Raw genomic sequence first — 21,951 nt, forward strand, 5'->3', positions numbered from 1 at the left:
TTTCCGAGGGTGCGGCGGCGACCAGCACCCGTAACCGCACCGCCCCCGGAAGGAACCGCCATGCAACACCGTCGTCCTCGCCTGACCCGTACGGCCAAGATCGGCGCGGCCGTCGTCACCGCGCTCGCGGTCGGGGCCTCCGTGACCGTGGCGATGGCGGGGGAGGAGGCCAAGAAGTGCACGGACTTCGACACGATCACGCTCGGCAAGTACTACGTGAACAACAACGTCTGGAACCGCGAGAAGGCCACCGGCACCCAGTGCGTCTGGGACAACTCCCGCTCGGGATCGACGATCTCGTGGGGGACCAGCTACAGCCTGGCCAACAGCGGCGCCGGCAAGGACTACGACGTCAAGTCCTACGCGAGCAGTGTGCTCGGCTGGCACTGGGGCTGGAAGGTGGACAAGGCGGCCACCCAGCTGCCCGTCCGGGTCGGCGACCGCAAGCCGGTGCGGACCGGCTGGGAGTTCTCGGTCAGCTCGAACCCCGGCACCATGAACGTCGCCTACGACCTGTGGCTGCACTCCAAGAACACCGCCGACTGGCAGGACCAGCCCACCGACGAGGTCATGATCTGGCTCAACCGGCAGGGTGGCGCGGGCCCGCTCGGCACCAAGTACGGGAGCGTCAGCCTCGGCGGGGCCATGTGGGACATCTACACCGGTGACATCGGCTGGAAGGTGTTCTCCTTCGTCCGCCGCACCAACACCACCAAGGCGAACCTGAACCTGGACGACTTCACCCAGGCCCTGGTCCGCCGCAAGCTGCTGAGCAACGACAAGTACGTCTCCGGCATCGAGGCGGGCACCGAGGTCTTCAAGGGGACCGGGCGCCTGGACACCAAGGCGTACTCGGTGAACATCGGCTGAGCGCGCACGCGAGGGGTGGCGGGGTCGGTCCGGATCGGGTACCAACGATCGAGTAGCACCCATCGGTAACCATTCAGGTACCCATCCGGTACAAGATCCCGATTCGCGGCGAGGTGACCCTCATGTCCGCCCCACCCCTCAAGAAGCCCGTCGTCACCGAACGTGAGGCCCGCCAGGTGGCGGAGGCCGCCCGCGAGCAGGCCTGGCGCAAGCCCAGCTTCGCCAAGGAACTGTTCCTGGGCCGGTTCCGCCTCGACCTGATCCACCCCCACCCGCTGCCCACCGACGAGGCCGTCCGGCGCGGCGAGCAGTTCCTGACCAAGCTGCGCGCCTTCTGCGAGACGAAGGTCGACGGCGCCCTGATCGAACGCGAGGCCCGGATCCCCGACGAGGTGATCAACGGTCTCAAGGAACTCGGCGCCCTCGGCATGAAGATCGACCCCAAGTACGGCGGTCTCGGCCTCACCCAGGTGTACTACAACAAGGCCCTGGCCCTGGTCGGCTCGGCCAGCCCGGCCATCGGTGTGCTGCTCTCGGCGCATCAGTCGATCGGCGTACCGCAGCCGCTGAAACTGTTCGGCACCCCCGAGCAGAAGGAGAAGTTCCTCCCGCGCTGCGCCCGCACCGACATCAGCGCCTTCCTCCTCACCGAGCCCGACGTCGGCTCCGACCCCGCCCGACTGGCCACCTCGGCGGTCCCCGACGGCGACGACTACATCCTCGACGGCGTGAAGCTGTGGACGACGAACGGCGTGGTCGCCGACCTCCTGGTCGTCATGGCACGCGTGCCCAGGTCGGAAGGCCACAAGGGTGGCATCACGGCCTTCGTCGTCGAGTCCGACTCACCCGGCGTCACCGTCGAGAACCGCAACGCCTTCATGGGCCTGCGCGGCATCGAGAACGGCGTCACCCGCTTCCACCAGGTGCGGGTCCCCGCCGCCAACCGCATCGGCCCCGAGGGAGCGGGCCTGAAGATCGCGCTGACCACCCTCAACACGGGCCGTCTCTCCCTGCCCGCGTCCTGCGTGGCCGCCGGCAAGTGGTGCCTGAAGATCGCCCGTGAGTGGTCGGCGGCCCGTGAGCAGTGGGGCAAGCCGGTCGCCCACCACGAGGCGGTCGGCCAGAAGATCTCCTTCATCGCGGCGACCACCTTCGCCCTGGAAGCGGTGCTGGACCTGTCCTCGCAGATGGCCGACGAGGACCGCAACGACATCCGTATCGAGGGCGCCCTCGCGAAACTCTTCGCCTCCGAGATGGGCTGGAAGATCGCCGACGAGCTGGTCCAGATCCGCGGCGGCCGCGGCTTCGAGACGGCGGACTCGCTCCGGGCGCGCGGCGAACGGGCCGTCCCCGCCGAGCAGATGCTGCGCGACCTGCGCATCAACCGGATCTTCGAGGGCTCCACGGAGATCATGCACCTGCTGATCGCCCGCGAGGCCGTCGACGCCCACCTCACCGTGGCCGGCGACCTCATCGACCCGGAGAAGTCCCTCACCGACAAGGCGAAGGCGGGCGCGAACGCGGGCGTCTTCTACGCCAAGTGGCTGCCCAAGCTGGTCGCGGGACCGGGCCAACTCCCGCGCACCTACGGCGACTTCCACCCGGCGGGCCACCCCGACCTCGCCGCCCACCTGCGCTACGTCGAACGGGGCGCCCGCAAGCTCGCCCGCTCCACCTTCTACGCCATGTCCCGCTGGCAGGGCCGGATGGAGACCAAGCAGGGGTTCCTGGGCCGGATCGTCGACATCGGCGCCGAACTCTTCGCGATGAGCGCGGCCGTCGTGCGCGCGGAACTGCTCCGCACCACCACCGACCACGGCCGCGAGGCCTACCAACTGGCCGACACCTTCTGCCGCCAGTCCCGCATCCGCGTCGAGGAACTCTTCGGCCGCCTGTGGACCAACACCGACGACATCGACCACAAGGTCGTCAAGGGCGTCCTGGGCGGCGCCTACGAGTGGCTGGAAGAGGGCGTCATCGACCCCTCGGGCGAGGGCCCCTGGATCGCGGACGCGACCCCGGGCGAGACCGAGAAGGACAACGTCCACCGCCGCATCCGCTGACCTGCCGCACGAGTTCCCCGCGCCCCTTCCAGGGGCGCGGGACTGTGCTGACATGCGGCGCCGCCCCGCCCGACGACAGTCCGGGGTACGCCAGGAACTAGGCTCCCGGCATGTCCGGTCCGACGTTGGTGATCGATTTGGCGGAGCCGCTCTCCCCGGCTCAGCTGCGGGAGTTCCGCGCGTTGATGGTGGGGCTCTCCTCCCGCTTCGCGGAGAAGCGGCCCGGGTTCTTCGACGTCAACGTGCCCGCGGAGCGACTGGGCGTCGAGGACAGGCGAGAGGAGGACTGGCGGAAGCCGTTCCCGCTTCCGCTCCTAGTGCCGCGTCAGGCAACGTTCGCCCCGTCGCGACGCCCGGCACGCCCTCTCGCCGCACCGGCCGAAAACCCAAGTACATCCAGTACGAGGGCTTTCGGCCGACACACCGAGAGCACGCACCGGACGCCGCTCCTTGACGGGCAGACGTTGCCTGACGCGGCACTAGGCAACGCCTCCGCGGACGAGGAGCTCACGGCCCTGGTGGGGTTCGGTCCGCAGCGCGAGGACCGGGACCGGCCTTTCCTGGTCTACCTCATGGGGCCGGGCGTCGGCGACGAGAGCATCTTCGAGGCTGAGCACGAGGAGGAGCCAGAGGCGGAGGCCCTCCTCGGCTTCAGGCCGACTCATGCCGTCAACGTCAGCGCCTGCTGCAATCGCGAGATCGATCACGTGGCCACGGCCCTGCTGACCGCCGCTGTCATGGACGTCATCGGGGGCGTGGCCAAAGCCGAGTTGCCGGACGGGCAGGAGTCGGTCGTCGCCGGACTTCCGGGGGTGTTGGGGTTCGCGGACTGGATGGCGCTGGGAACGGCGGAGTTCCTCCGGGCCTGGGTCGGGCACCCCGCCTTCCGGCTGGTCAAGTAGCCCGGACGGTGTCCTCGTCACCCACACGCCCGATCGCTACGACCGCCGCCCCGGCGAACCTACGCGATCACGGCCCTAGCAGTACTTGTCGCTGGCGTCGCGCGTCGTCCACGAACAGGAATCCACCTTCGACCCGCTCGCCTTCGTCAGCTTCGCCGTGTCGCTCGTGTTGTTCCAGACGTAGGCCTTGCGGTTCTGGTACTTCGTCGCGGTCGTGTCCGTCCCCGACCCCGTACGGACCTTGATGTACTTCTTCGCCCCGATCTTGATGTTCGGGAACGTGTACTTGTGGTTGTCGAGGTCCTTCAGCACCCAGCCCTTCAGCGAGATCGCCGAGGAGCTCGTGTTCTTGATCTGCACCCACTCCGCGTTGTACTGCGCGTTCGTCCGCGTGTCCTTGCCCGGGCTGTCGAAGTACACGCGGTAGATGATCACCCCGCCCGCGGCCTCGGCCGGGCTGCTGAGCAGCGTGCCGGTCAGGGCGACGGCTCCGGCGAGCGCGGGCAGGGCAGCGCGTATGCGCTTGTGCATGGGTCCCCCCAGGGTCCTCGTTCACGTCGATTGATCCGACAATCGGATCAACAGGTCAGAAGTCATATCACCCCTTCTTCACGCGTGCTTCACAAACGGAGAAACGGCACCGTCAATCACAGACGGCACGAAGCGGGTCATCAGGGGGATGCGCGGTCCTGACGGGTACCGGATGCGGCCACAATGGGGGGATGAGCGACAGTCCAGCCCCTCTCGCCGATCCGCATCTCGTCTACGACCCGGTCGACGGCGTACGGGACGCAGTGATCCTCGGATCGACCGGATCGATCGGCACCCAGGCCATCGACCTCGTCCTGCGCAACCCGGACCGCTTCCGCGTCACCGGGCTCTCCGCCGCCGGAGGGAGGGTGGAGCTGCTGGCCGAGCAGGCGCACCGCCTGCGGGTGCGGACCGTCGCCGTCGCCCGCGAGGACGTCGTACCGGCCCTGCGTGAGGCCCTGACCGCGGCGTACGGCGCCGGGGAGCCGCTGCCCGAGATCCTCGCCGGCCCGGACGCCGCCACCGCTCTCGCCGCCTCCGACTGCCACACCGTGCTCAACGGCATCACCGGCTCCATCGGCCTCGCCCCGACCCTCGCCGCCCTGGAGGCGGGCCGCACCCTCGCGCTCGCCAACAAGGAGTCGCTCATCGTCGGCGGCCCGCTGGTGAAGGCCGTGGCCAAGCCCGGCCAGATCATCCCGGTCGACTCCGAGCACGCCGCCCTCTTCCAGGCCCTCGCCTCCGGCACCCGCGCCGATGTGCGCAAGCTCGTCGTCACCGCCTCCGGGGGTCCCTTCCGCGGCCGTACGAAGGCGGAGCTGGCCGATGTGACGCCCGCCGAGGCGCTCGCGCACCCCACCTGGGCCATGGGTCCGGTCATCACCGTGAACTCCGCGACCCTCGTCAACAAGGGCCTGGAGGTCATCGAGGCGCACCTCCTCTACGACATTCCCTTCGACCGCATTGAGGTCGTCGTGCACCCCCAGTCGTATGTCCACTCGATGGTTGAGTTCACGGACGGATCGACGATGGCCCAGGCGACGCCCCCCGACATGCGCGGGCCCATCGCCATCGGCCTCGGCTGGCCGCAGCGCGTCCCCGACGCGGCGCCCGCCTTCGACTGGACCAAGGCGTCCACCTGGGAGTTCTTCCCCCTCGACAACGAGGCGTTCCCGTCGGTCGGGCTCGCCCGGCACGTGGGAGAGCTCGCGGGCACCGCCCCGGCGGTGTTCAATGCGGCGAACGAGGAGTGCGTCGACGCGTTCCTGCACGGGGGTCTCCGGTTCGACGCGATCATGGAGACCGTCACACGGGTCGTCCAGGAGCACGGCACCCCCGCCGCGGGAACTTCCCTGACCGTGGCGGACGTCCTCGAAGCGGAGACCTGGGCGCGCGCCAGGGCCCGTGAACTGACCAACTCGACCACCTCGACAGGCAAACCCACCGAGCGGACGACCGCGGAGGCCCGTGCATGACGACCCTGATGTTCATCCTCGGCATAGTGGTCTTCGTGATCGGCCTGGCGTTCTCGATCGCGTGGCACGAGCTGGGCCACTTCTCCACCGCCAAGCTCTTCGGCGTCCGGGTGCCCCAGTTCATGGTGGGCTTCGGCCCGACCATCTGGTCGAAGAAGAAGGGCGAGACCGAGTACGGCGTCAAGGCGATCCCGCTCGGCGGTTACATCCGCATGATCGGCATGATCCCGCCCGGCGAGGACGGCCGCATCGAGAGCCGCTCGACCTCCCCGTGGCGCGTGATGATCGAGGACGCCCGCGCGGCCTCCTTCGAGGAGCTCCAGCCCGGCGACGAGAAGCGCCTGTTCTACACGCGCAAGCCCTGGAAGCGCGTCATCGTGATGTTCGCCGGCCCCTTCATGAACCTGATCCTGGCCGTCGTGATCTTCGTCGGCGTGATGATGACCTTCGGCGCCCAGACCCAGACCACCACGGTCAGCAAGGTCTCGGACTGCGTCATCGAGGCCAGCGAGAACCGCTCCAAGTGCCGGTCCGGCGACGAGGAGGCCCCCGCCAAGGCCGCGGGCCTGAAGCCGGGCGACAAGATCGTCGCGTTCGACGGCGAGCCCGTCGACGACTGGGCCTCCCTGCAGTCCGACATCCGCTCCAACCCCGGCCAGCAGGTCACCGTCACCGTCGACCGCGACGGCAAGCAGCTCGACCTCACCGCCACGCTGGTGAAGAACCAGGTCAGCAAGACCGACGGCAACGGCGGCTACGTCGCCGACAAGTACGTCTCCGCCGGCTGGTTCGGCTTCACCCCCGCCTCCGGCATCGTCCCGCTCTCCTTCGGCGAGTCGGTCGACCGCATGGGCGACATGATGGAGAACGGCGTCGAGTCCCTGCTCTCCCTGCCCGCCAAGGTCCCCGCCCTGTGGGACGCCACCTTCGGCGACGGCGAACGCGAGGCCGACTCGCCCATGGGCGTGGTCGGCGCGGCCCGCGTCGGCGGTGAGATCTTCACCATGGACATCCCCGCCACCCAGCAGCTCGCCAGCTTCCTCATCCTGCTGGCCGGCTTCAACCTCTCCCTCTTCCTGTTCAACATGCTCCCGCTCCTGCCGCTCGACGGCGGCCACATCGCGGGCGCCCTGTGGGAGTCGCTGCGCCGGAACGCGGCGAAGGTGCTCCGCCGGCCCGACCCCGGCCCGTTCGACGTGGCGAAGCTGATGCCCGTCGCCTACGTCGTGGCCGGCATCTTCGTCTGCTTCACCCTCCTGGTCCTGATCGCGGACCTCGTGAACCCGGTACGCATCTCGTAGCCACCCGACGTTCACGACGGCCGGGCACACTCACACGGTGGAGCCCGGCCGCCGGGGACGGTGATGTGCTCGGGAGCCTGCCGGTGCCGTAATCTCGAAGCCTGGAGCCCGCCCGTACCGGGACCCGATCCTGATCCACAACTTGGGGTTGCACAGCAGATGACTGCGATTTCTCTCGGCATGCCGTCCGTTCCGACCAAGCTCGCCGAACGCCGGAAGAGCCGGCAGATCCAGGTCGGGTCCGTGGCCGTCGGTGGAGACGCCCCGGTGTCGGTCCAGTCGATGACCACCACCCGTACGTCCGACATCGGCGCCACGCTGCAGCAGATCGCCGAGCTGACGGCCTCCGGCTGCCAGATCGTCCGCGTCGCCTGCCCCACGCAGGACGACGCCGACGCCCTCGCGGTGATCGCCAGGAAGTCGCAGATCCCGGTCATCGCGGACATCCACTTCCAGCCGAAGTACGTCTTCGCCGCGATCGAGGCCGGCTGCGCCGCCGTCCGCGTCAACCCGGGCAACATCAAGCAGTTCGACGACAAGGTCAAGGAGATCGCCCAGGCGGCGAACGACCACGGCACCCCGATCCGGATCGGTGTCAACGCCGGCTCCCTGGACCGCCGCCTCCTGCAGAAGTACGGCAAGGCCACCCCCGAGGCGCTGGTCGAGTCCGCCCTCTGGGAGGCCTCCCTCTTCGAGGAGCACGGCTTCCGCGACATCAAGATCTCGGTCAAGCACAACGACCCGGTCGTCATGGTCAACGCCTACCGCCAGCTCGCCGCCCAGTGCGACTACCCCCTCCACCTCGGCGTCACCGAGGCGGGCCCCGCCTTCCAGGGCACCATCAAGTCGGCCGTCGCCTTTGGCGCGCTCCTCTCCGAGGGCATCGGCGACACGATCCGCGTCTCCCTCTCGGCCCCGCCGGTCGAGGAGATCAAGGTCGGCAACCAGATCCTGGAGTCGCTGAACCTCAAGCCGCGCCGCCTGGAGATCGTCTCCTGCCCCTCCTGCGGCCGCGCCCAGGTCGACGTCTACAAGCTCGCCGAAGAGGTCACCGCCGGCCTCACCGGCATGGAGGTCCCCCTCCGTGTCGCCGTCATGGGCTGCGTCGTCAACGGCCCCGGCGAGGCCCGCGAGGCCGACCTCGGCGTCGCCTCCGGCAACGGCAAGGGCCAGATCTTCGTCAAGGGCGAGGTCATCAAGACCGTCCCCGAGTCCAAGATCGTCGAGACTCTCATCGAGGAGGCGATGAAGATCGCCGAACAGATGGAGGCAGACGGCATTACCTCGGGCGAACCGACGGTGGCGGTGGCGGGCTGAGGAGGACTCGGCGCCTTCTGAAGACAGGCCCGTCAGGGCCGTCTTCAGGGGCGCGGGGCTGTATCGATGTGCGGCTCCGCCGCGTGGGCGCGACAAGCCACGACGCACCCGCACCCGCCAATGCACAGGAGCCCCCGAGTTCCGAGGCGCCCCCGCCACAGCCCGGCAGGGTATCGTGCCAGGACCAGCGCAGACCCCAGGGTGAGGCCCCCGCACGTGTTGACCCAGACCACCACCAGGGTCCTCGAACCGAGTGACCTGGACGCCGCACTCGCCGTCCTGGACCGAGACCCGGTCGCGAACGCCTTCGTGACCTCCCGTGTCCAGGTCGCCGGGCTGGACCCATGGCGGCTGGGCGGCGAGATGTGGGGCTGGTACGAGGACGGCGCCCTGACCTCCCTCTGCTACGCCGGCGCCAACCTCGTCCCCATCTGCGCCACCCCCCGCGCCGTGCGCGCCTTCGCCGACCGCGCGCGCCGGGCCGGCCGCCGCTGCTCCTCGGTCGTCGGCCCCGCCGAACCCACCGCCCAGCTCTGGCGCCTGCTCGAACCCAGCTGGGGCCCGGCCCGCGAGGTCCGCTCGCACCAGCCCCTCATGGTCACCGACCGGCTGCCCGACCCCGCCGAGGTCACGCCCGACCCGTACGTCCGCCGGATCCGCAAGGACGAGATGGAGACGATCATGCCGGCGTGCGTCGCGATGTTCACCGAGGAGGTGGGCGTCTCCCCCCTGGCCGGCGACGGCGGCCTCCTCTACCAGGCCCGGGTCGCCGAACTCGTCGGCTCCGGCCGCTCCTTCGCCCGCCTCGACGCCGACGGCCGCGTCGTCTTCAAGGCCGAGATCGGCGCCGCCACCCCCCAGGCCTGCCAGATCCAGGGCGTCTGGGTCGCCCCCGAATACCGTGGCCAGGGCCTCGCGGCCCCCGGCATGGCAGCGGTCCTCCGCTACGCCCTCGCCGACGTGGCCCCGTTGGTCAGCCTCTACGTCAACGACTTCAACACGGCGGCACGGCGCACGTACCAGAGAGTGGGCTTCCAAGAGGTGGGCGCCTTCATGAGCGTCCTGTTCTGATTCAAGAGCGAGCCGCTCTGAGGGATCGGCTGCGGAGGGCTCAACTTCTGGACTCCGGACGAGGATCGCGCCCCCCATAGGCGCGGGGAACTGCGCGACCAGCCACAAACAACCCGCACCCCGCAGACAACACGCACCCCCCTGTAGGCTCCCGGCCATGGACCTCGTCATCGGCCCCTTGGACCTCTCCGCCCACGTGGACGAGGCCCTGGCAGTCCAAGCCGTAGCCTTCGGCCTGGGCCCCGACGAGGTCGCCGTCCGCCGCCAGATCGTCCTCCGCCACATGACGTACCCGGGGGCGAGGGCACTCGGCGCCACGTCCGAAGGGCGGCTCGTCGGCTTCGTCTACGGCATGCCCAACGACCGCACCCACTGGTGGTCCACCGTCGTCGAGCCCTACCTCCGCGCCCTCGGCCACGACCACTGGCTGGACGACTCCTTCGTCATCACCGAACTGCACGTCCACCCCCGCCACCAGAACCACGGCGTCGGCCGCGCCCTCATCACCACCATCACCGACAGCGCCGTCGAACCCCGTTCGATCCTCTCCGCGATCGACGTCGACAGCCCGGCCCGCGGCCTGTACCACTCCCTCGGTTACACCGACCTGGCCCGCCGGGTCGTCTTCCCCAGCGCCCCCAAGCCGTACGCGGTGATGGGCGCGCCCCTGCCCCTGCGCCGCCGGTAGCCGGCCCGACCCCCACCGCCACCACCGGATTTCCACGGGCACCCGCCCCCCGGCTAACCTCCTGCCATCAACCAAACCCCGGCAGGAGTACGACAACCATGGCGAACGCACCGGTCCAGCGCATGTCCCAGTTGATGGCGAAGACGCTGCGCGACGACCCCGCGGACGCCGAGGTCCTCAGCCACAAGCTCCTCGTCCGCGCCGGATACGTCCGCCGCACCGCGGCCGGCGTGTGGACCTGGCTGCCGCTCGGCAAGAAGGTCCTCGCCAACGTGGAGCGCATCGTCCGCGAGGAGATGGACGCGATCGGCGCCCAGGAGGTACTGCTCCCCGCGCTGCTGCCGAAGGAGCCGTACGAGGCGACCGGCCGCTGGGACGAGTACGGCCCCGAGCTGTTCCGTCTGCAGGACCGCAAGGGCGGCGACTACCTCCTCGGCCCCACCCACGAGGAGATCTTCACGCTGATCGTGAAGGACCAGGCGTCCTCCTACAAGGACCTGCCGGTGATCCTCTACCAGATCCAGACGAAGTTCCGCGACGAGGCCCGCCCCCGCGCCGGCATCCTGCGCGGCCGTGAGTTCCTGATGAAGGACTCGTACTCCTTCGACACCGAGGACGAGGGCCTCGCCCAGTCGTACGCCCTGCACCGCCAGGCGTACCAGAAGGTGTTCGAGCGCCTGGGCCTCGACTACCGCATCTGCGCCGCCACGGCGGGCGCGATGGGCGGCTCGAAGTCGGAGGAGTTCCTCGCCCCGGCCGGCGCCGGCGAGGACACCTTCGCGGACTGCCCGGCGTGCGACTTCGCGGCCAACACCGAGGCGATCACCTTCGAGCTGAAGCCGGTGGACGCCGACGGCGTGCCCGCCCTTGAGGAGATCCCGACCCCGGACACCCCGACCATCGAGAGCCTCGCCGCGTACCTCGGTGTCGAGGCCTCCGCCACCCTGAAGAACCTCCTCGTCAAGGTCGACGGCGAGATCGTCGCCGTCGGCGTCCCCGGCGACCGCGAGGTCGACCTGGGCAAGGTCGAGGCGCACTTCGCCCCGGCGGCCGTCGAGATGGTCACCGAGGCGGACTTCGCCGGCCGTCCCGACCTGGTCCGCGGCTATGTCGGCCCGCAGGGCCTCGGCGAGAAGGTCACGTACATCGCCGACCCGCGCGTCGCCCCCGGCACCGCCTGGATCACCGGCGCCAACAAGCCGGGCACGCACGCCAGGAACGTCGTCGCGGGCCGGGACTTCGAGGTCGCCGAGTACGTCGACGTCGTGGTGGTCCAGGAGGGCGACCCCTGCCCGAAGTGCGGCACCGGCCTCAAGCTGGACCGCGCCATCGAGATCGGCCACATCTTCCAGCTCGGCCGCAAGTACGCCGACGCCCTCAAGCTCGACGTCCTCGGCCAGAACGGCAAGCCCGTCCGCGTCACCATGGGCTCGTACGGCATCGGTGTCTCCCGCGCGGTGGCCGCCCTCGCCGAGCAGTCCGCCGACGACAAGGGCCTGTGCTGGCCCGCCGAGGTCGCCCCGGCCGACGTCCACGTGGTCGCGGCGGGCAAGGCCCTCCAGACCGAACTGGCCCTCGACGTCTCCGAGAAGCTGCGGGCCGCCGGCCTCCGCGTCCTGGTCGACGACCGCGCGGGTGTCTCCCCGGGCGTGAAGTTCACCGACTCCGAACTGATCGGCGTACCGAAGATCCTGGTCGCCGGCCGCCGCTCCGCCGAGGGCGTCCTGGAGCTGAAGGACCGCCGGACCGGTGAGCGCGAGGAGCTGACGGTCGACGAGGCGATCGCCCGCCTGACGGTCTGAGCAACCTCGCAGAGAGTTCCGGTGAGGCGTAGGACCGCCTCACCGACCCCTCCCGGACCGTTCCCCGACCGTAGGACGTGACCGCACGCCACTACGGAGGGGGACGGTCAGGACGACTGGGAGCTAGGGCCCTTCTGATGGATCTCCGCGGCGTCGCGGCGTCCGGCACGCACGCTCGCCGCACGCCGCGAAGGGCCAGGTGGCTCCGCCACAAGACCCTCCACGCCGCACGCCGAGCGCACGCTCCCCCACTCTCGGCTCCGCTCGAGCGGGAGGGACCCCCACGACGCCGCTCCTTCTCCCACGGAGATCCATCAGAAGGGCCCTAGAGCCAGCCGGCGAACTCCAGCAACAGCTCCGCGTCCCGCGGCCGTCCCACCCGCCGAGCCCGCACCCCCGACTCCACGGCCCGGAACAACGTCCACCCCCGCAACCGCTCCTGGTCCACATCCAGCGACTCGGCCAGCTTCTTCACCCGCCGCCGAGTGATCGCCGCCCCCGAGGGCGAGGCGATCAGGTCCTCCACCCGGTCCCGCACCAGCCGGGCCAGGTCGAACGCGCACTCGCCCACCACCGGGTCCGGCCCCACCGCCAGCCACGGCAGCCGCTCCCCGGCCAGCACCTTGCTCTGCCGGAACGTCCCGTGCAGCAACCGCTCCTCGGGCCCGGAGTCCAGCAGCTCCGCACGAACGCCGAGAGCGGCGTCGACCAGCCCCCGCACCTCGGAGTCCGCCTCGGCGCCCGCCCGCAGGGCCTCCGACTGCCGGCCCGTCCGCTCCGCCACGGTCTCGAAGACATGCGCCTGCGGCGGCTCGATCCACAGCCGTCGCAGGGTCGCCGCGGCCTCCAGCAGCGCCTTCGCCTCGGGCAGCGACCGCACCGACAGATCGGGGCGCAGCCGCTCCAGCAGCAGCACACCGTGACTGTCGCCGGGGTTCAGCAACTGGACGGCGCCGCGCCCGTCCCAGTGCGCGAGCGCGGCCCGCTCGCTCTCCGGCCGGGCCCGTTCGGGTGCCAGCTTGAGCACGGCGGGCGTACCGTCGATGAGCCGGACAAGGAGCACCAGACTGCTCCGGCCACCCGGAGCCTGCACCCGTTCGACGCTCAACTCGCGTAGATTCAGAGCTTGTCGGGCCAGCTCGGGGAGGTTCTCCAGCCACTCGCCGACCCCGTCACCGCCCTCCGGCCGTCGGGTCTCGGCGAGCGCTCGCACCAGCCGCTGCGGCGGTTCGAAGTCCTCGAAAGCCATGCGCGCCATGGGCGAGTCGTTTCCCTTCCGGAGCCTGATCAGGTGTGCGGTGTCGCCGACGGGCCGGCCGCGGCCGTCCGCTCGGCGAGACCAGGGAAGGCTACGCTCGTGCCCCGCCACCGCACCGCCCGCACCGCCGCCTCCCGCAGCGCCTCGGCGGCCGTGGCACGCCGTTCGCCCTCGGCGGCCCGCACGAGATCCGAGTACACCCCGGCCACCCGTTCCTCCAGCTCCGCCGCGAGCCGCACGGCGGAATCGGAGTCGACGACCTGGAACGGCAACGCGTACCCGGCGGCCGCCACGGCGGGCTTGCCGCCCAGGTCCCGCACGGCCCGGGTGAGCGTGTCCCGGCGGGCCCGGTGCGCGTCGTACGCCTCCCGTGCCTCGCGCAGCCGTGCCTCGCCGATCTTTCCGCCGACGACGCCGTAGCCGTACACGGCGGCGTGCTCGGCCCCGAGCGCCGCCTGTACCGCCTTCAGCTCCCCGCTGCTCACTTCGCACCCTCCGTCAACACGTACGCGTGTCCCGCACCCGCCGCCGCCACCGACGCCATGAGCCGTGCCACCTCGCCCGGCACCTCCAGCAACGCCTTGGCCCGCTTGTCGGCGAGCGCCCGCTCGGCGGCGGCCAGTTCCGTGAGGGCCGCCCCGGGGTCCTCCGGCACGGGGTCGGGCGAAGCCGATGCGGAGGGGGAGGAGGAAGCAGAGGAGGAGGAGGGCGAACCGGAGGGGGAAGGGCTCGCCTCACCCGCGCCCGCCCTGCCCGTGCCCTTCGCGCCCCCGAACACCTCGGCGTGCCGTACGACCTCCGCCCGCAGCGGTGTCAGCAGCGCGGCCAGATCCGGATGGGCGGCGATCACCCGGTCGTACCGCTCCACGAGCCCCTCGCTGTCCCGTGCCACCCGCGCGCGTGTCCGCTCCACCCGCGACGCGTCGCCCCCGCCGTCGGACACCCCGCCCCCGGACGAGCACCCCGCGAGCAGCCCCGCACCGGCGGCCCCGACGAGCAAACTCCTTCTGCGCGGCCCCGACAGGGCACGCGACGACAGGCTGAACGACACAGCAGACGTCCTCGGGGGGTCGTACGAACAAAGAAGCGGTGCGATCACCGTACCCGTGAAACGCGCTGTACCCCGCTAGGACCTGCCCCAGGGGCGCGGGGAACTCGTGGACGGCAACACCCCAGCGGAGCGGCTACCCTTTGACCTGACACGCGCCCTACCCACAACAGCACACGCGGCCGAGGAGTCACCCGGATGAGCACCACCCAGAGCGAGAGGCTGCGAGAACTGCTGGAACCGCTCGTACGCTCCCAGGGCCTGGATCTCGAAGAGATCGCAGTGGACTCGGTCGGACGCAAGCGGGTGCTGCGGGTGGTCGTCGACTCGGACGAGGGCGCGGATCTGGACACCGTCGCCGACGTCAGCCGCGCCGTCTCGGCCAAGCTGGACGAGACGGACGCGATGGGCCAGGCGGAGTACACCCTGGAAGTCGGTACGCCGGGCGCCGAGCGCGCCCTCACCGAGCACCGTCACTACCGCCGTGCCGTGGACCGTCTGGTGAAGTTCGCGCTCCGCGAGGACGGGGAACTCATCGCCAGAATCCTGACCGTGGACGACGACGGCCTCGACCTCGAAGTGCCCGGGGTGAAGGGCCGCAAGGCCACCACCCGCCGGCTCGCCTTCGCGGAGATCGACAGGGCCCGCGTCCAGGTCGAATTCAACCGCAAGGACAAGAAGGACATGAAGGAAGAGGAGGAGGCGTAGCCGTGGACATCGACATGAGCGCCCTGCGGGGCTTGGTACGGGAGAAGGAGATCTCCTTCGACCTGCTCGTCGAGGCGATCGAGGCGGCCCTCCTCATCGCCTACCACCGCACCGAGGGAAGCCGCCGTCACGCGCGCGTGGAGCTCAACCGGGAGACCGGCCATGTGACCGTGTGGGCGAAGGAGGACCCCGAGGACCTGGAGGAGGGGCAGCAGGCGCGCGCGTTCGACGACACCCCGTCGGACTTCGGGCGCATCGCCGCCACCACCGCCAAACAGGTGATCCTGCAGCGACTGCGGGACGCCGAGGACGACGCCACGCTCGGCGAGTACGCCGGACGCGAGGGCGACATCGTCACCGGTGTGGTCCAGCAGGGCCGCGACCCGAAGAACGTGCTCGTCGACATCGGCAAGCTGGAGGCCATCCTGCCGGTGCAGGAGCAGGTCCCCGGCGAGACGTACCAGCACGGCATGCGGCTCAGGTCGTACGTCGTACGGGTGGCGAAGGGTGTGCGCGGTCCGTCCGTGACGCTCTCCCGCACCCACCCCAATCTGGTGAAGAAGCTCTTCGCCCTCGAAGTGCCGGAGATCGCCGACGGGTCCGTCGAGATCGCCGCCATCGCGCGCGAGGCGGGGCACCGCACGAAGATCGCCGTCCGCTCCACCCGCAGCGGCCTGAACGCCAAGGGTGCCTGCATCGGCCCGATGGGCGGCCGGGTGCGCAACGTCATGGGCGAGCTGAACGGTGAGAAGATCGACATCGTCGACTGGTCGGACGACCCGGCGGAGATGGTGGCGAACGCGCTCTCCCCGGCCCGGGTCTCCAAGGTCGACGTGGTGGACCTCGCGGCCCGCTCCGCGCGGGTGACGGTGCCCGACTACCAGCTGTCGCTGGCGATCGGCAAGGAGGGCCAGAACGCCCGCCTCGCCGCCCGTCTCACCGGCTGGCGGATCGACATCCGCCCGGACACCGAACAGCCGTCGGAGCAGGCGCCGCAGTAGGCGTCGTGGTGGCAGGGAATAGATCCAGGCCGCAGGTCGCTCAGATCACGTCAGTTATATGCGCGGCAACTGTTCGATTCTTGCCCCAAAGGGGTGAGGTCGCCGCGGGGAGGTAGACTTAGCAGTGTCTGGCCGGACGCGTGCCCGCGCATGCCCTGAACGCACCTGTGTGGGGTGCAGGCAGCGAGCGGCCAAGACCGAACTGCTGCGCGTCGTGGCGATCGAGGACGAATGCGTCCCCGATCCTCGCGGTACGCTGCCCGGCCGGGGTGCGTACGTACACCCCGTTCAGGTCTGTCTCGACCTGGGCGTACGCCGCCGGGCGTTCACGCGGGCGCTGCGCGCCCCGGGAGCGCTCGACACAAAGGCGTTGCGCCGATACGTGGAGCAGACAACAGTTGCCGAGCAGGCAACACCGTAAGACGTGTCGCACGGAGCCTCCGTGCGGCCCTGGTACCCCGCGAGTTGGAAGTAGGTCGAGATTGCGATGAGCACTCGATGAGCACGCGATGAGTACGCCCATGAAGTAGCGACGGTCCGGACGCACCCGGACCTAAAAAGGAGCGAAGTGGCTAAGGTCCGGGTATACGAACTCGCCAAGGAGTTCGGGGTTGAGAGCAAGGTCGTCATGGCCAAGCTCCAGGAGCTCGGTGAATTCGTCCGTTCGGCGTCCTCGACGATCGAGGCGCCCGTTGTCCGTAAACTGACAGACGCCCTCCAGCAGGGCAGCGGCGGCGGCAAGCCCGCCCCGCGCAAGGCCGCCCCGGCTCGTCCGGCGGCCCCCTCTCCCACGCAGGCCGCACGTCCGGCCGCGCCTCGTCCCGGCCCGGCCGCGCCGAAGCCGCCCGCCGCCGAGCGGCCCGCCGCTCCGGCCCCGGGTCCGCGCCCGACGCCCGGTCCCAAGCCGCCGACGCCGAAGCCCGCTCCGGCCTCCCCGGCCCCGAGCGTGCCCGAGTTCCAGGCGCCCCCGTCGGCTCCGGCCGCCGCGTCCGCTCCGCCGTCGTCCCCGCGTCCGGGCGCCCGTCCCGGCCCGGGTGCGCCGCGCCCCGGTGGCCAGCAGCGTCCCGGTCAGGACCGCCAGGACCGTCCGGACCGTGGCCAGGCGCCGCGTCCCGGTGGTCAGCGTCCCGGTGGTCCCGGTTCGCCCAAGCCGGGCGGTGCCCGTCCCGCGGGTCCGCGTCCCGGTAACAACCCCTTCACCTCCGGTGGCTCCACCGGCATGGGTCGCCCGCAGGGCCCCCGTCCCGGCGGCGCCCCGCGTCCCGGCGGCCAGGGCGGTCCCGGCGGTGCCCAGGGCGGTCCGCGTCCCGCGGCTCCCGGCCAGGCGCCCCGTCCGCAGGGTGCCGGCGGCGGTCCCCGTCCGCAGGCTCCGGGCGGCGCCCGTCCGACCCCGGGCGGCATGCCTCGCCCGCAGGGCGGCGGTCCCCGTCCCGGCGGCGGCCCCGGCGGTCCCCGTCCGAACCCCGGCATGATGCCGCAGCGTCCGGCGGCCGGCCCGCGTCCCGGTGGCGGTGGCCCCGGTGGCCGCGGTCCCGGTGGCGGCGGTCGTCCCGGTGGTGGCGGCGGCGGTCGCCCGGGTGGCGGCGGCTTCGCCGGTCGTCCGGGTGGCGGCGGTGGCGGCGGCTTCGCCGGTCGTCCCGGTGCTCCCGGTGGCGGTGGCGGCTTCGCCGGTCGTCCCGGCGGTCCGGGTGCCGGCGGCGGTGGCCGTCCCGGCTTCGGTGGCCGTCCCGGCGGTCCGGGTGCCCGTGGTGGCACGCAGGGCGCCTTCGGCCGTCCCGGCGGTCCCGCGCGTCGCGGTCGCAAGTCGAAGCGGCAGAGGCGCCAGGAGTACGAGGCCATGCAGGCCCCGTCGGTCGGCGGCGTGATGCTGCCTCGCGGCAACGGACAGTCCGTCCGCCTGTCGCGCGGTGCGTCCCTCACCGACTTCGCGGAGAAGATCAACGCCAACCCGGCGTCGCTCGTCGCCGTGATGATGAACCTCGGCGAGATGGTCACCGCCACGCAGTCCGTCTCCGACGAGACCCTCCAGCTGCTCGCCGGCGAGATGAACTACGTCGTCGAGATCGTCAGCCCGGAGGAGGAGGACCGCGAGCTGCTCGAGTCCTTCGACATCGAGTTCGGCGAGGACGAGGGTGGCGAGGAGTTCCTCGTCGCGCGTCCGCCGGTCGTGACCGTCATGGGTCACGTCGACCACGGTAAGACCCGACTGCTGGACACCATCCGCAAGACGAACGTCGTCGCGGGCGAGGCCGGCGGTATCACGCAGCACATCGGTGCGTACCAGGTCGCCACCCAGGTCAACGACGAAGAGCGCAGGATCACCTTCATCGACACCCCGGGTCACGAGGCGTTCACCGCCATGCGTGCCCGTGGTGCGAAGTCGACCGACATCGCGATCCTGGTCGTCGCGGCCAACGACGGCGTCATGCCGCAGACGGTCGAGGCGCTCAACCACGCCAAGGCGGCCGACGTCCCGATCGTCGTCGCGGTCAACAAGATCGACGTCGAGGGCGCGGACCCGACCAAGGTGCGCGGTCAGCTGACCGAGTACGGCCTGGTGGCCGAGGAGTACGGCGGCGACACGATGTTCGTCGACATCTCCGCCAAGCAGGGGCTGAACATCGACTCCCTGCTGGAGGCCGTGGTCCTGACCGCGGACGCCTCGCTCGACCTGCGGGCCAACCCGGAGCAGGACGCGCAGGGCATCGCGATCGAGTCCCACCTCGACCGCGGCCGCGGTGCCGTCTCGACGGTCCTGGTCCAGCGCGGCACGCTGCGCATCGGCGACACGATGGTGGTCGGCGACGCGTACGGCCGAGTCCGGGCGATGCTCGACGACAACGGCAACAACGTCGAGGAAGCGGGTCCGTCGACCCCCGTCCTGGTCCTGGGTCTCACCAACGTCCCGGGCGCCGGCGACAACTTCCTGGTCGTCGACGAGGACCGTACGGCCCGTCAGATCGCCGAGAAGCGGGCGGCGCGCGAGCGCAACGCCAACTTCGCCCGGCGTGGAGTCCGGTTCTCCCTGGAGAACCTGGACGAGGCGCTCAAGGCCGGTCTGGTGCAGGAACTCAACCTCATCATCAAGGGCGACGCGTCCGGTTCGGTGGAGGCTCTCGAGTCCTCGCTGCTCCAGCTCGACGTCGGCGAAGAGGTCGACATCCGCGTCCTGCACCGCGGCGTCGGTGCGGTCACGGAGTCCGACATCGACCTGGCGATGGGCTCCGACGCCATCGTGATCGGCTTCAACGTCCGCGCGGCCGGTCGTGCCGCGCAGATGGCTGAGCGCGAGGGCGTGGACGTCCGGTACTACTCGGTGATCTACCAGGCCATCGAGGAGATCGAGGCGGCCCTCAAGGGCATGCTCAAGCCGGAGTACGAGGAGGTCGAGCTCGGCACGGCGGAGATCCGCGAGGTCTTCAAGTCGTCCAAGCTGGGCAACATCGCCGGTGTCCTGGTCCGCTCGGGCGAGGTCAAGCGCAACACCAAGGCGCGCCTCGTCCGCGACGGCAAGGTCATCGCGGAGAACCTCACCATCTCCGGTCTGCGTCGCTTCAAGGACGACGTCACCGAGATCCGCGAAGGCTTCGAGGGTGGTATCAACCTCGGAAACTTCAACGACATCAAGGTCGACGACGTCATCGCGACGTACGAGATGCGCGAGAAGCCGCGGTCGTAGCAGCCGCTGGTTCATGCCGGCCGGGGGTGCCATTCGGTACCCCCGGCCGGTGTGGCCGTTCCTGGGGGTTCTGCCCCCGGGCCCCCCTTCGCACAGTTCCCCGCGCCCCTAAAAGCGATCGAGCCCCCACCGGGTTCGATGTACGGTTCTGATGTTCCCGCCCGGTCTACGGGCGGGCCATCGATCCCGTACCGGCGGGTGAACCGGATACACACATGTACGTGGGGACTCTGTCCTTCGATCTCCTGCTCGGCGACGTACGGTCGCTGAAGGAGAAGCGCTCCGTCGTCCGCCCGATCGTGGCCGAGCTGCACCGCAAGTTCGCGGTGAGCGTGGCGGAGGTCGACCACATGGATCTGCACCGCAGGGCCGTGATCGGCCTCGCGGTGGTGTCCGGTGACACGGGGCACCTGACCGACGTACTGGACCGCTGCGAGCGGCTGGTCGCCGGACGTCCCGAGGTGGAGCTGCTGTCGGTACGACGCCGCCTGCACGGCGACGACGACTGAACCGGCGGCCCGGGGACAGTTGAAAAGCAGTAGTCACGCAGAACGAGCTAGGAGACGGACCAGTGGCCGACAACGCGCGTGCCAAGAGGCTGGCGGACCTCATCCGAGAGGTGGTGGCCCAGAAGCTGCTGCGCGGGATCAAGGACCCGCGGCTCGGCTCACACGTCACCGTCACGGACACCCGGGTGACCGGGGACCTGCGGGAGGCGACCGTCTTCTACACGGTGTACGGGGACGACGAGGAGCGGGCGGCCGCCGCCGCGGGGCTGGAGAGCGCCAAGGGCATCCTCCGCTCCGAGGTCGGCCGGGCCGCCGGGGTGAAGTTCACACCGACCCTCACCTTCGTGGCCGACGCCCTCCCGGACACCGCCAAGACCATCGACGACCTCCTCGACAAGGCGCGGGCCTCGGACGCCGCCGTGCGTGAGAGCGCCTCGGGCGCCAAGTACGCCGGTGAGGCCGACCCCTACCGCAAGCCGGGCGACGACGCCGAGGACGACGCCGACGAGGATGCCGCCGCCGAATGACCCAGCAGCGCCAGAAGAACACCACGCCCGACGGCCTTGTCATCGTCGACAAGCCGTCGGGCTTCACTTCGCACGATGTCGTCGCCAAGATGCGGGGCATCGCCCGGACCCGACGGGTCGGGCACGCGGGGACGCTCGACCCGATGGCCACCGGAGTGCTCGTCCTGGGGGTGGAGAAGGCGACCAAGCTGCTCGGTCACCTCGCGCTCACGGAGAAGGAGTACCTCGGCACCGTCCGGCTCGGACAGACGACGGTCACCGACGACGCCGAGGGCGAGATCACGGCGTCGGTCGACGCGTCGAAGGTCACCCGGGACGCGGTCGACGCCGGTGTGGCCGAGCTGACCGGCCAGATCATGCAGGTGCCGTCCAAGGTCAGCGCCATCAAGATCGACGGCGTGCGGTCGTACAAACGGGCCCGTGACGGCGAGGACTTCGAGATCCCCGCCCGGCCCGTCACCGTCTCCTCCTTCGCCGTGTACGACGTCCGCGAGGCCGTCGCCGAGGACGGCACCCCCGTCCTCGACCTGGTGGTGTCGGTGGTGTGCTCCTCCGGGACCTACATCCGCGCCCTCGCCCGCGATCTGGGCGCCGGCCTGGGCGTCGGCGGCCACCTGACCGCGCTGCGCCGGACGCGTGTGGGCCCGTACAAGCTGGACTCCGCGCGGACCCTCGACCAGCTCCAGCAGGAGCTGACCGTCATGCCGGTCGCCGAGGCCGCCGCGGCCGCGTTCCCCCGCTGGGACGTGGACGACAAGCGCGCCCGACTGCTGCTGAACGGCGTCCGCCTGGACATGCCCGAGGAGTACACGGCCCGCGGCGCGACAGCGGTCTTCGACCCCACGGGCCGCTTCCTGGCCCTGGTGGAGAGCCACAAGGGCAAGGCGAAGAGCCTGGCCGTCTTCGGCTGACTTCCGGCTGGGGCCCCGGGGCCCCAGGGCTCTGCGGGCATTTGTGCGCGCGGGGCTCTGCGGGCTTTTCAGGGGCGCGGGGAACTGTGCGATCAGCTACGCACGACCCGCACCCGCAGAACCCAGCGCAACCACCCGAGCTGTCAGGCGGGGGTCAGGGGCGCAGCCCCTGGCCGGGCCGGTGCCGCAGGCACCCGGCACCCCACGGCCCCACCCAGCGGAGTGTGGAGCGGCGGTCACGGGGTCACTGTTCCCGCCGCTCCACGGTCCCCCCTCGGTTCCCCCACCCA

20 protein-coding genes are annotated in these 21,951 nt (G+C 70.7%); 16 read left to right on the forward strand and 4 right to left on the reverse strand.

The annotated features are described in order from the left end of the window. Nucleotides 1-60: 60 nt before the first annotated feature. The 3 genes from HW837_RS28190 to HW837_RS48930 all read left to right on the forward strand — a co-directional run bounded on the left by HW837_RS28190 (nucleotide 61) and on the right by HW837_RS48930 (nucleotide 3,835). Complete coding sequence (locus HW837_RS28190) at nucleotides 61-870, forward strand: GH12 family glycosyl hydrolase domain-containing protein (RefSeq protein WP_045561397.1); 810 nt, start codon at nucleotides 61-63, stop codon at nucleotides 868-870. Nucleotides 871-992: 122 nt separating this feature from the next. Then, complete coding sequence (locus HW837_RS28195; protein WP_045561396.1) at nucleotides 993-2,933, forward strand: acyl-CoA dehydrogenase family protein; 1,941 nt, start codon at nucleotides 993-995, stop codon at nucleotides 2,931-2,933. A 110-nt stretch (nucleotides 2,934-3,043) separates the two neighbouring features. Beyond that, nucleotides 3,044-3,835 carry a DUF6368 family protein gene (locus tag HW837_RS48930; RefSeq protein WP_193381599.1) on the forward strand — a complete coding sequence of 264 codons (792 nt, stop codon included), beginning with the start codon at nucleotides 3,044-3,046 and terminating at the stop codon, nucleotides 3,833-3,835. A gap of 75 nt (nucleotides 3,836-3,910) precedes the next feature. On the opposite strand, the gene HW837_RS28205 is transcribed toward HW837_RS48930, so the two are convergent. Beyond that, entirely contained in the window at nucleotides 3,911-4,366 is a 456-nt protein-coding gene (locus HW837_RS28205; protein ID WP_193381591.1) for a lamin tail domain-containing protein, read from the reverse strand. 191 nt (nucleotides 4,367-4,557) lie between these two features. On the opposite strand from HW837_RS28205, the gene dxr reads away from it, so the two are divergent. The 6 genes from dxr to HW837_RS28235 all read left to right on the forward strand — a co-directional run bounded on the left by dxr (nucleotide 4,558) and on the right by HW837_RS28235 (nucleotide 12,020). Continuing rightward, entirely contained in the window at nucleotides 4,558-5,841 is a 1,284-nt protein-coding gene (gene dxr / locus HW837_RS28210) for a 1-deoxy-D-xylulose-5-phosphate reductoisomerase (RefSeq protein WP_193381592.1), read from the forward strand. Next, nucleotides 5,838-7,142 (forward strand): M50 family metallopeptidase, encoded by a 1,305-nt coding sequence (locus HW837_RS28215; RefSeq protein ID WP_045561392.1) that lies wholly within the window; start codon nucleotides 5,838-5,840, stop codon nucleotides 7,140-7,142. Before dxr ends, HW837_RS28215 begins: the two co-directional genes overlap by 4 nt. A gap of 159 nt (nucleotides 7,143-7,301) precedes the next feature. Beyond that, nucleotides 7,302-8,459: a flavodoxin-dependent (E)-4-hydroxy-3-methylbut-2-enyl-diphosphate synthase gene (gene ispG / locus HW837_RS28220; protein WP_045561391.1), complete on the forward strand. Its 1,158-nt coding sequence runs from the start codon at nucleotides 7,302-7,304 to the stop codon at nucleotides 8,457-8,459. A gap of 216 nt (nucleotides 8,460-8,675) precedes the next feature. Next, entirely contained in the window at nucleotides 8,676-9,530 is an 855-nt protein-coding gene (locus tag HW837_RS28225; protein ID WP_045561390.1) for a GNAT family N-acetyltransferase, read from the forward strand. A 157-nt stretch (nucleotides 9,531-9,687) separates the two neighbouring features. Then, complete coding sequence (locus tag HW837_RS28230) at nucleotides 9,688-10,218, forward strand: GNAT family N-acetyltransferase (RefSeq protein ID WP_045561389.1); 531 nt, start codon at nucleotides 9,688-9,690, stop codon at nucleotides 10,216-10,218. Between the two features lie 98 nt (nucleotides 10,219-10,316). Continuing rightward, nucleotides 10,317-12,020, forward strand: a complete 1,704-nt coding sequence (locus HW837_RS28235; protein WP_045561388.1) for a proline--tRNA ligase — start codon at nucleotides 10,317-10,319, stop codon at nucleotides 12,018-12,020. A 325-nt stretch (nucleotides 12,021-12,345) separates the two neighbouring features. Here the strand turns inward: HW837_RS28235 and HW837_RS28240 are convergent, their stop codons facing one another. Genes HW837_RS28240 through HW837_RS28250 form a run of 3 tightly spaced genes read right to left on the reverse strand, consistent with a single transcriptional unit; the run spans nucleotide 12,346 to nucleotide 14,329 of the window. Continuing rightward, nucleotides 12,346-13,278: an aminoglycoside phosphotransferase family protein gene (locus HW837_RS28240; protein ID WP_045561387.1), complete on the reverse strand. Its 933-nt coding sequence runs from the start codon at nucleotides 13,276-13,278 to the stop codon at nucleotides 12,346-12,348. 29 nt (nucleotides 13,279-13,307) lie between these two features. Next, nucleotides 13,308-13,763 carry a ferritin-like domain-containing protein gene (locus HW837_RS28245; RefSeq protein ID WP_045561386.1) on the reverse strand — a complete coding sequence of 152 codons (456 nt, stop codon included), beginning with the start codon at nucleotides 13,761-13,763 and terminating at the stop codon, nucleotides 13,308-13,310. Beyond that, the gene (locus HW837_RS28250) at nucleotides 13,760-14,329 is read right to left on the reverse strand and encodes a hypothetical protein (RefSeq protein WP_237313206.1); all 570 of its coding nucleotides are present in this window, start codon (nucleotides 14,327-14,329) and stop codon (nucleotides 13,760-13,762) included. The genes HW837_RS28245 and HW837_RS28250 overlap by 4 nt, the downstream gene beginning before the upstream one ends. A 195-nt stretch (nucleotides 14,330-14,524) precedes the next feature. Between HW837_RS28250 and rimP the strand changes: the two genes are divergently transcribed. The 7 genes from rimP (at nucleotide 14,525) to truB (ending at nucleotide 21,661) form a co-directional block, all read left to right on the forward strand. After that, nucleotides 14,525-15,034, forward strand: coding sequence for a ribosome maturation factor RimP (gene rimP / locus HW837_RS28255; RefSeq protein WP_045561384.1), 510 nt, complete (start codon nucleotides 14,525-14,527; stop codon nucleotides 15,032-15,034). Between the two features lie 2 nt (nucleotides 15,035-15,036). Continuing rightward, nucleotides 15,037-16,035, forward strand: coding sequence for a transcription termination factor NusA (gene nusA / locus HW837_RS28260; protein WP_193381593.1), 999 nt, complete (start codon nucleotides 15,037-15,039; stop codon nucleotides 16,033-16,035). A 124-nt stretch (nucleotides 16,036-16,159) separates the two neighbouring features. Beyond that, entirely contained in the window at nucleotides 16,160-16,456 is a 297-nt protein-coding gene (locus tag HW837_RS28265) for a YlxR family protein (protein WP_177261914.1), read from the forward strand. A gap of 147 nt (nucleotides 16,457-16,603) precedes the next feature. Continuing rightward, nucleotides 16,604-19,714: a translation initiation factor IF-2 gene (gene infB / locus HW837_RS28270; protein ID WP_078853795.1), complete on the forward strand. Its 3,111-nt coding sequence runs from the start codon at nucleotides 16,604-16,606 to the stop codon at nucleotides 19,712-19,714. A 215-nt stretch (nucleotides 19,715-19,929) separates the two neighbouring features. Then, nucleotides 19,930-20,223, forward strand: a complete 294-nt coding sequence (locus HW837_RS28275) for a DUF503 domain-containing protein (protein WP_013000329.1) — start codon at nucleotides 19,930-19,932, stop codon at nucleotides 20,221-20,223. Nucleotides 20,224-20,285: 62 nt separating this feature from the next. Further along, on the forward strand, nucleotides 20,286-20,750 hold the full coding sequence (gene rbfA, locus HW837_RS28280) for a 30S ribosome-binding factor RbfA (protein WP_193382127.1): 465 nt from the start codon (nucleotides 20,286-20,288) through the stop codon (nucleotides 20,748-20,750). After that, nucleotides 20,747-21,661: a tRNA pseudouridine(55) synthase TruB gene (truB, locus tag HW837_RS28285; protein WP_045561381.1), complete on the forward strand. Its 915-nt coding sequence runs from the start codon at nucleotides 20,747-20,749 to the stop codon at nucleotides 21,659-21,661. Before rbfA ends, truB begins: the two co-directional genes overlap by 4 nt. Nucleotides 21,662-21,951 lie beyond the last annotated feature (290 nt).

The sequence above is a fragment of the Streptomyces caniscabiei genome (assembly GCF_014930365.1).
GTDB lineage: Bacteria > Actinomycetota > Actinomycetes > Streptomycetales > Streptomycetaceae > Streptomyces > Streptomyces caniscabiei.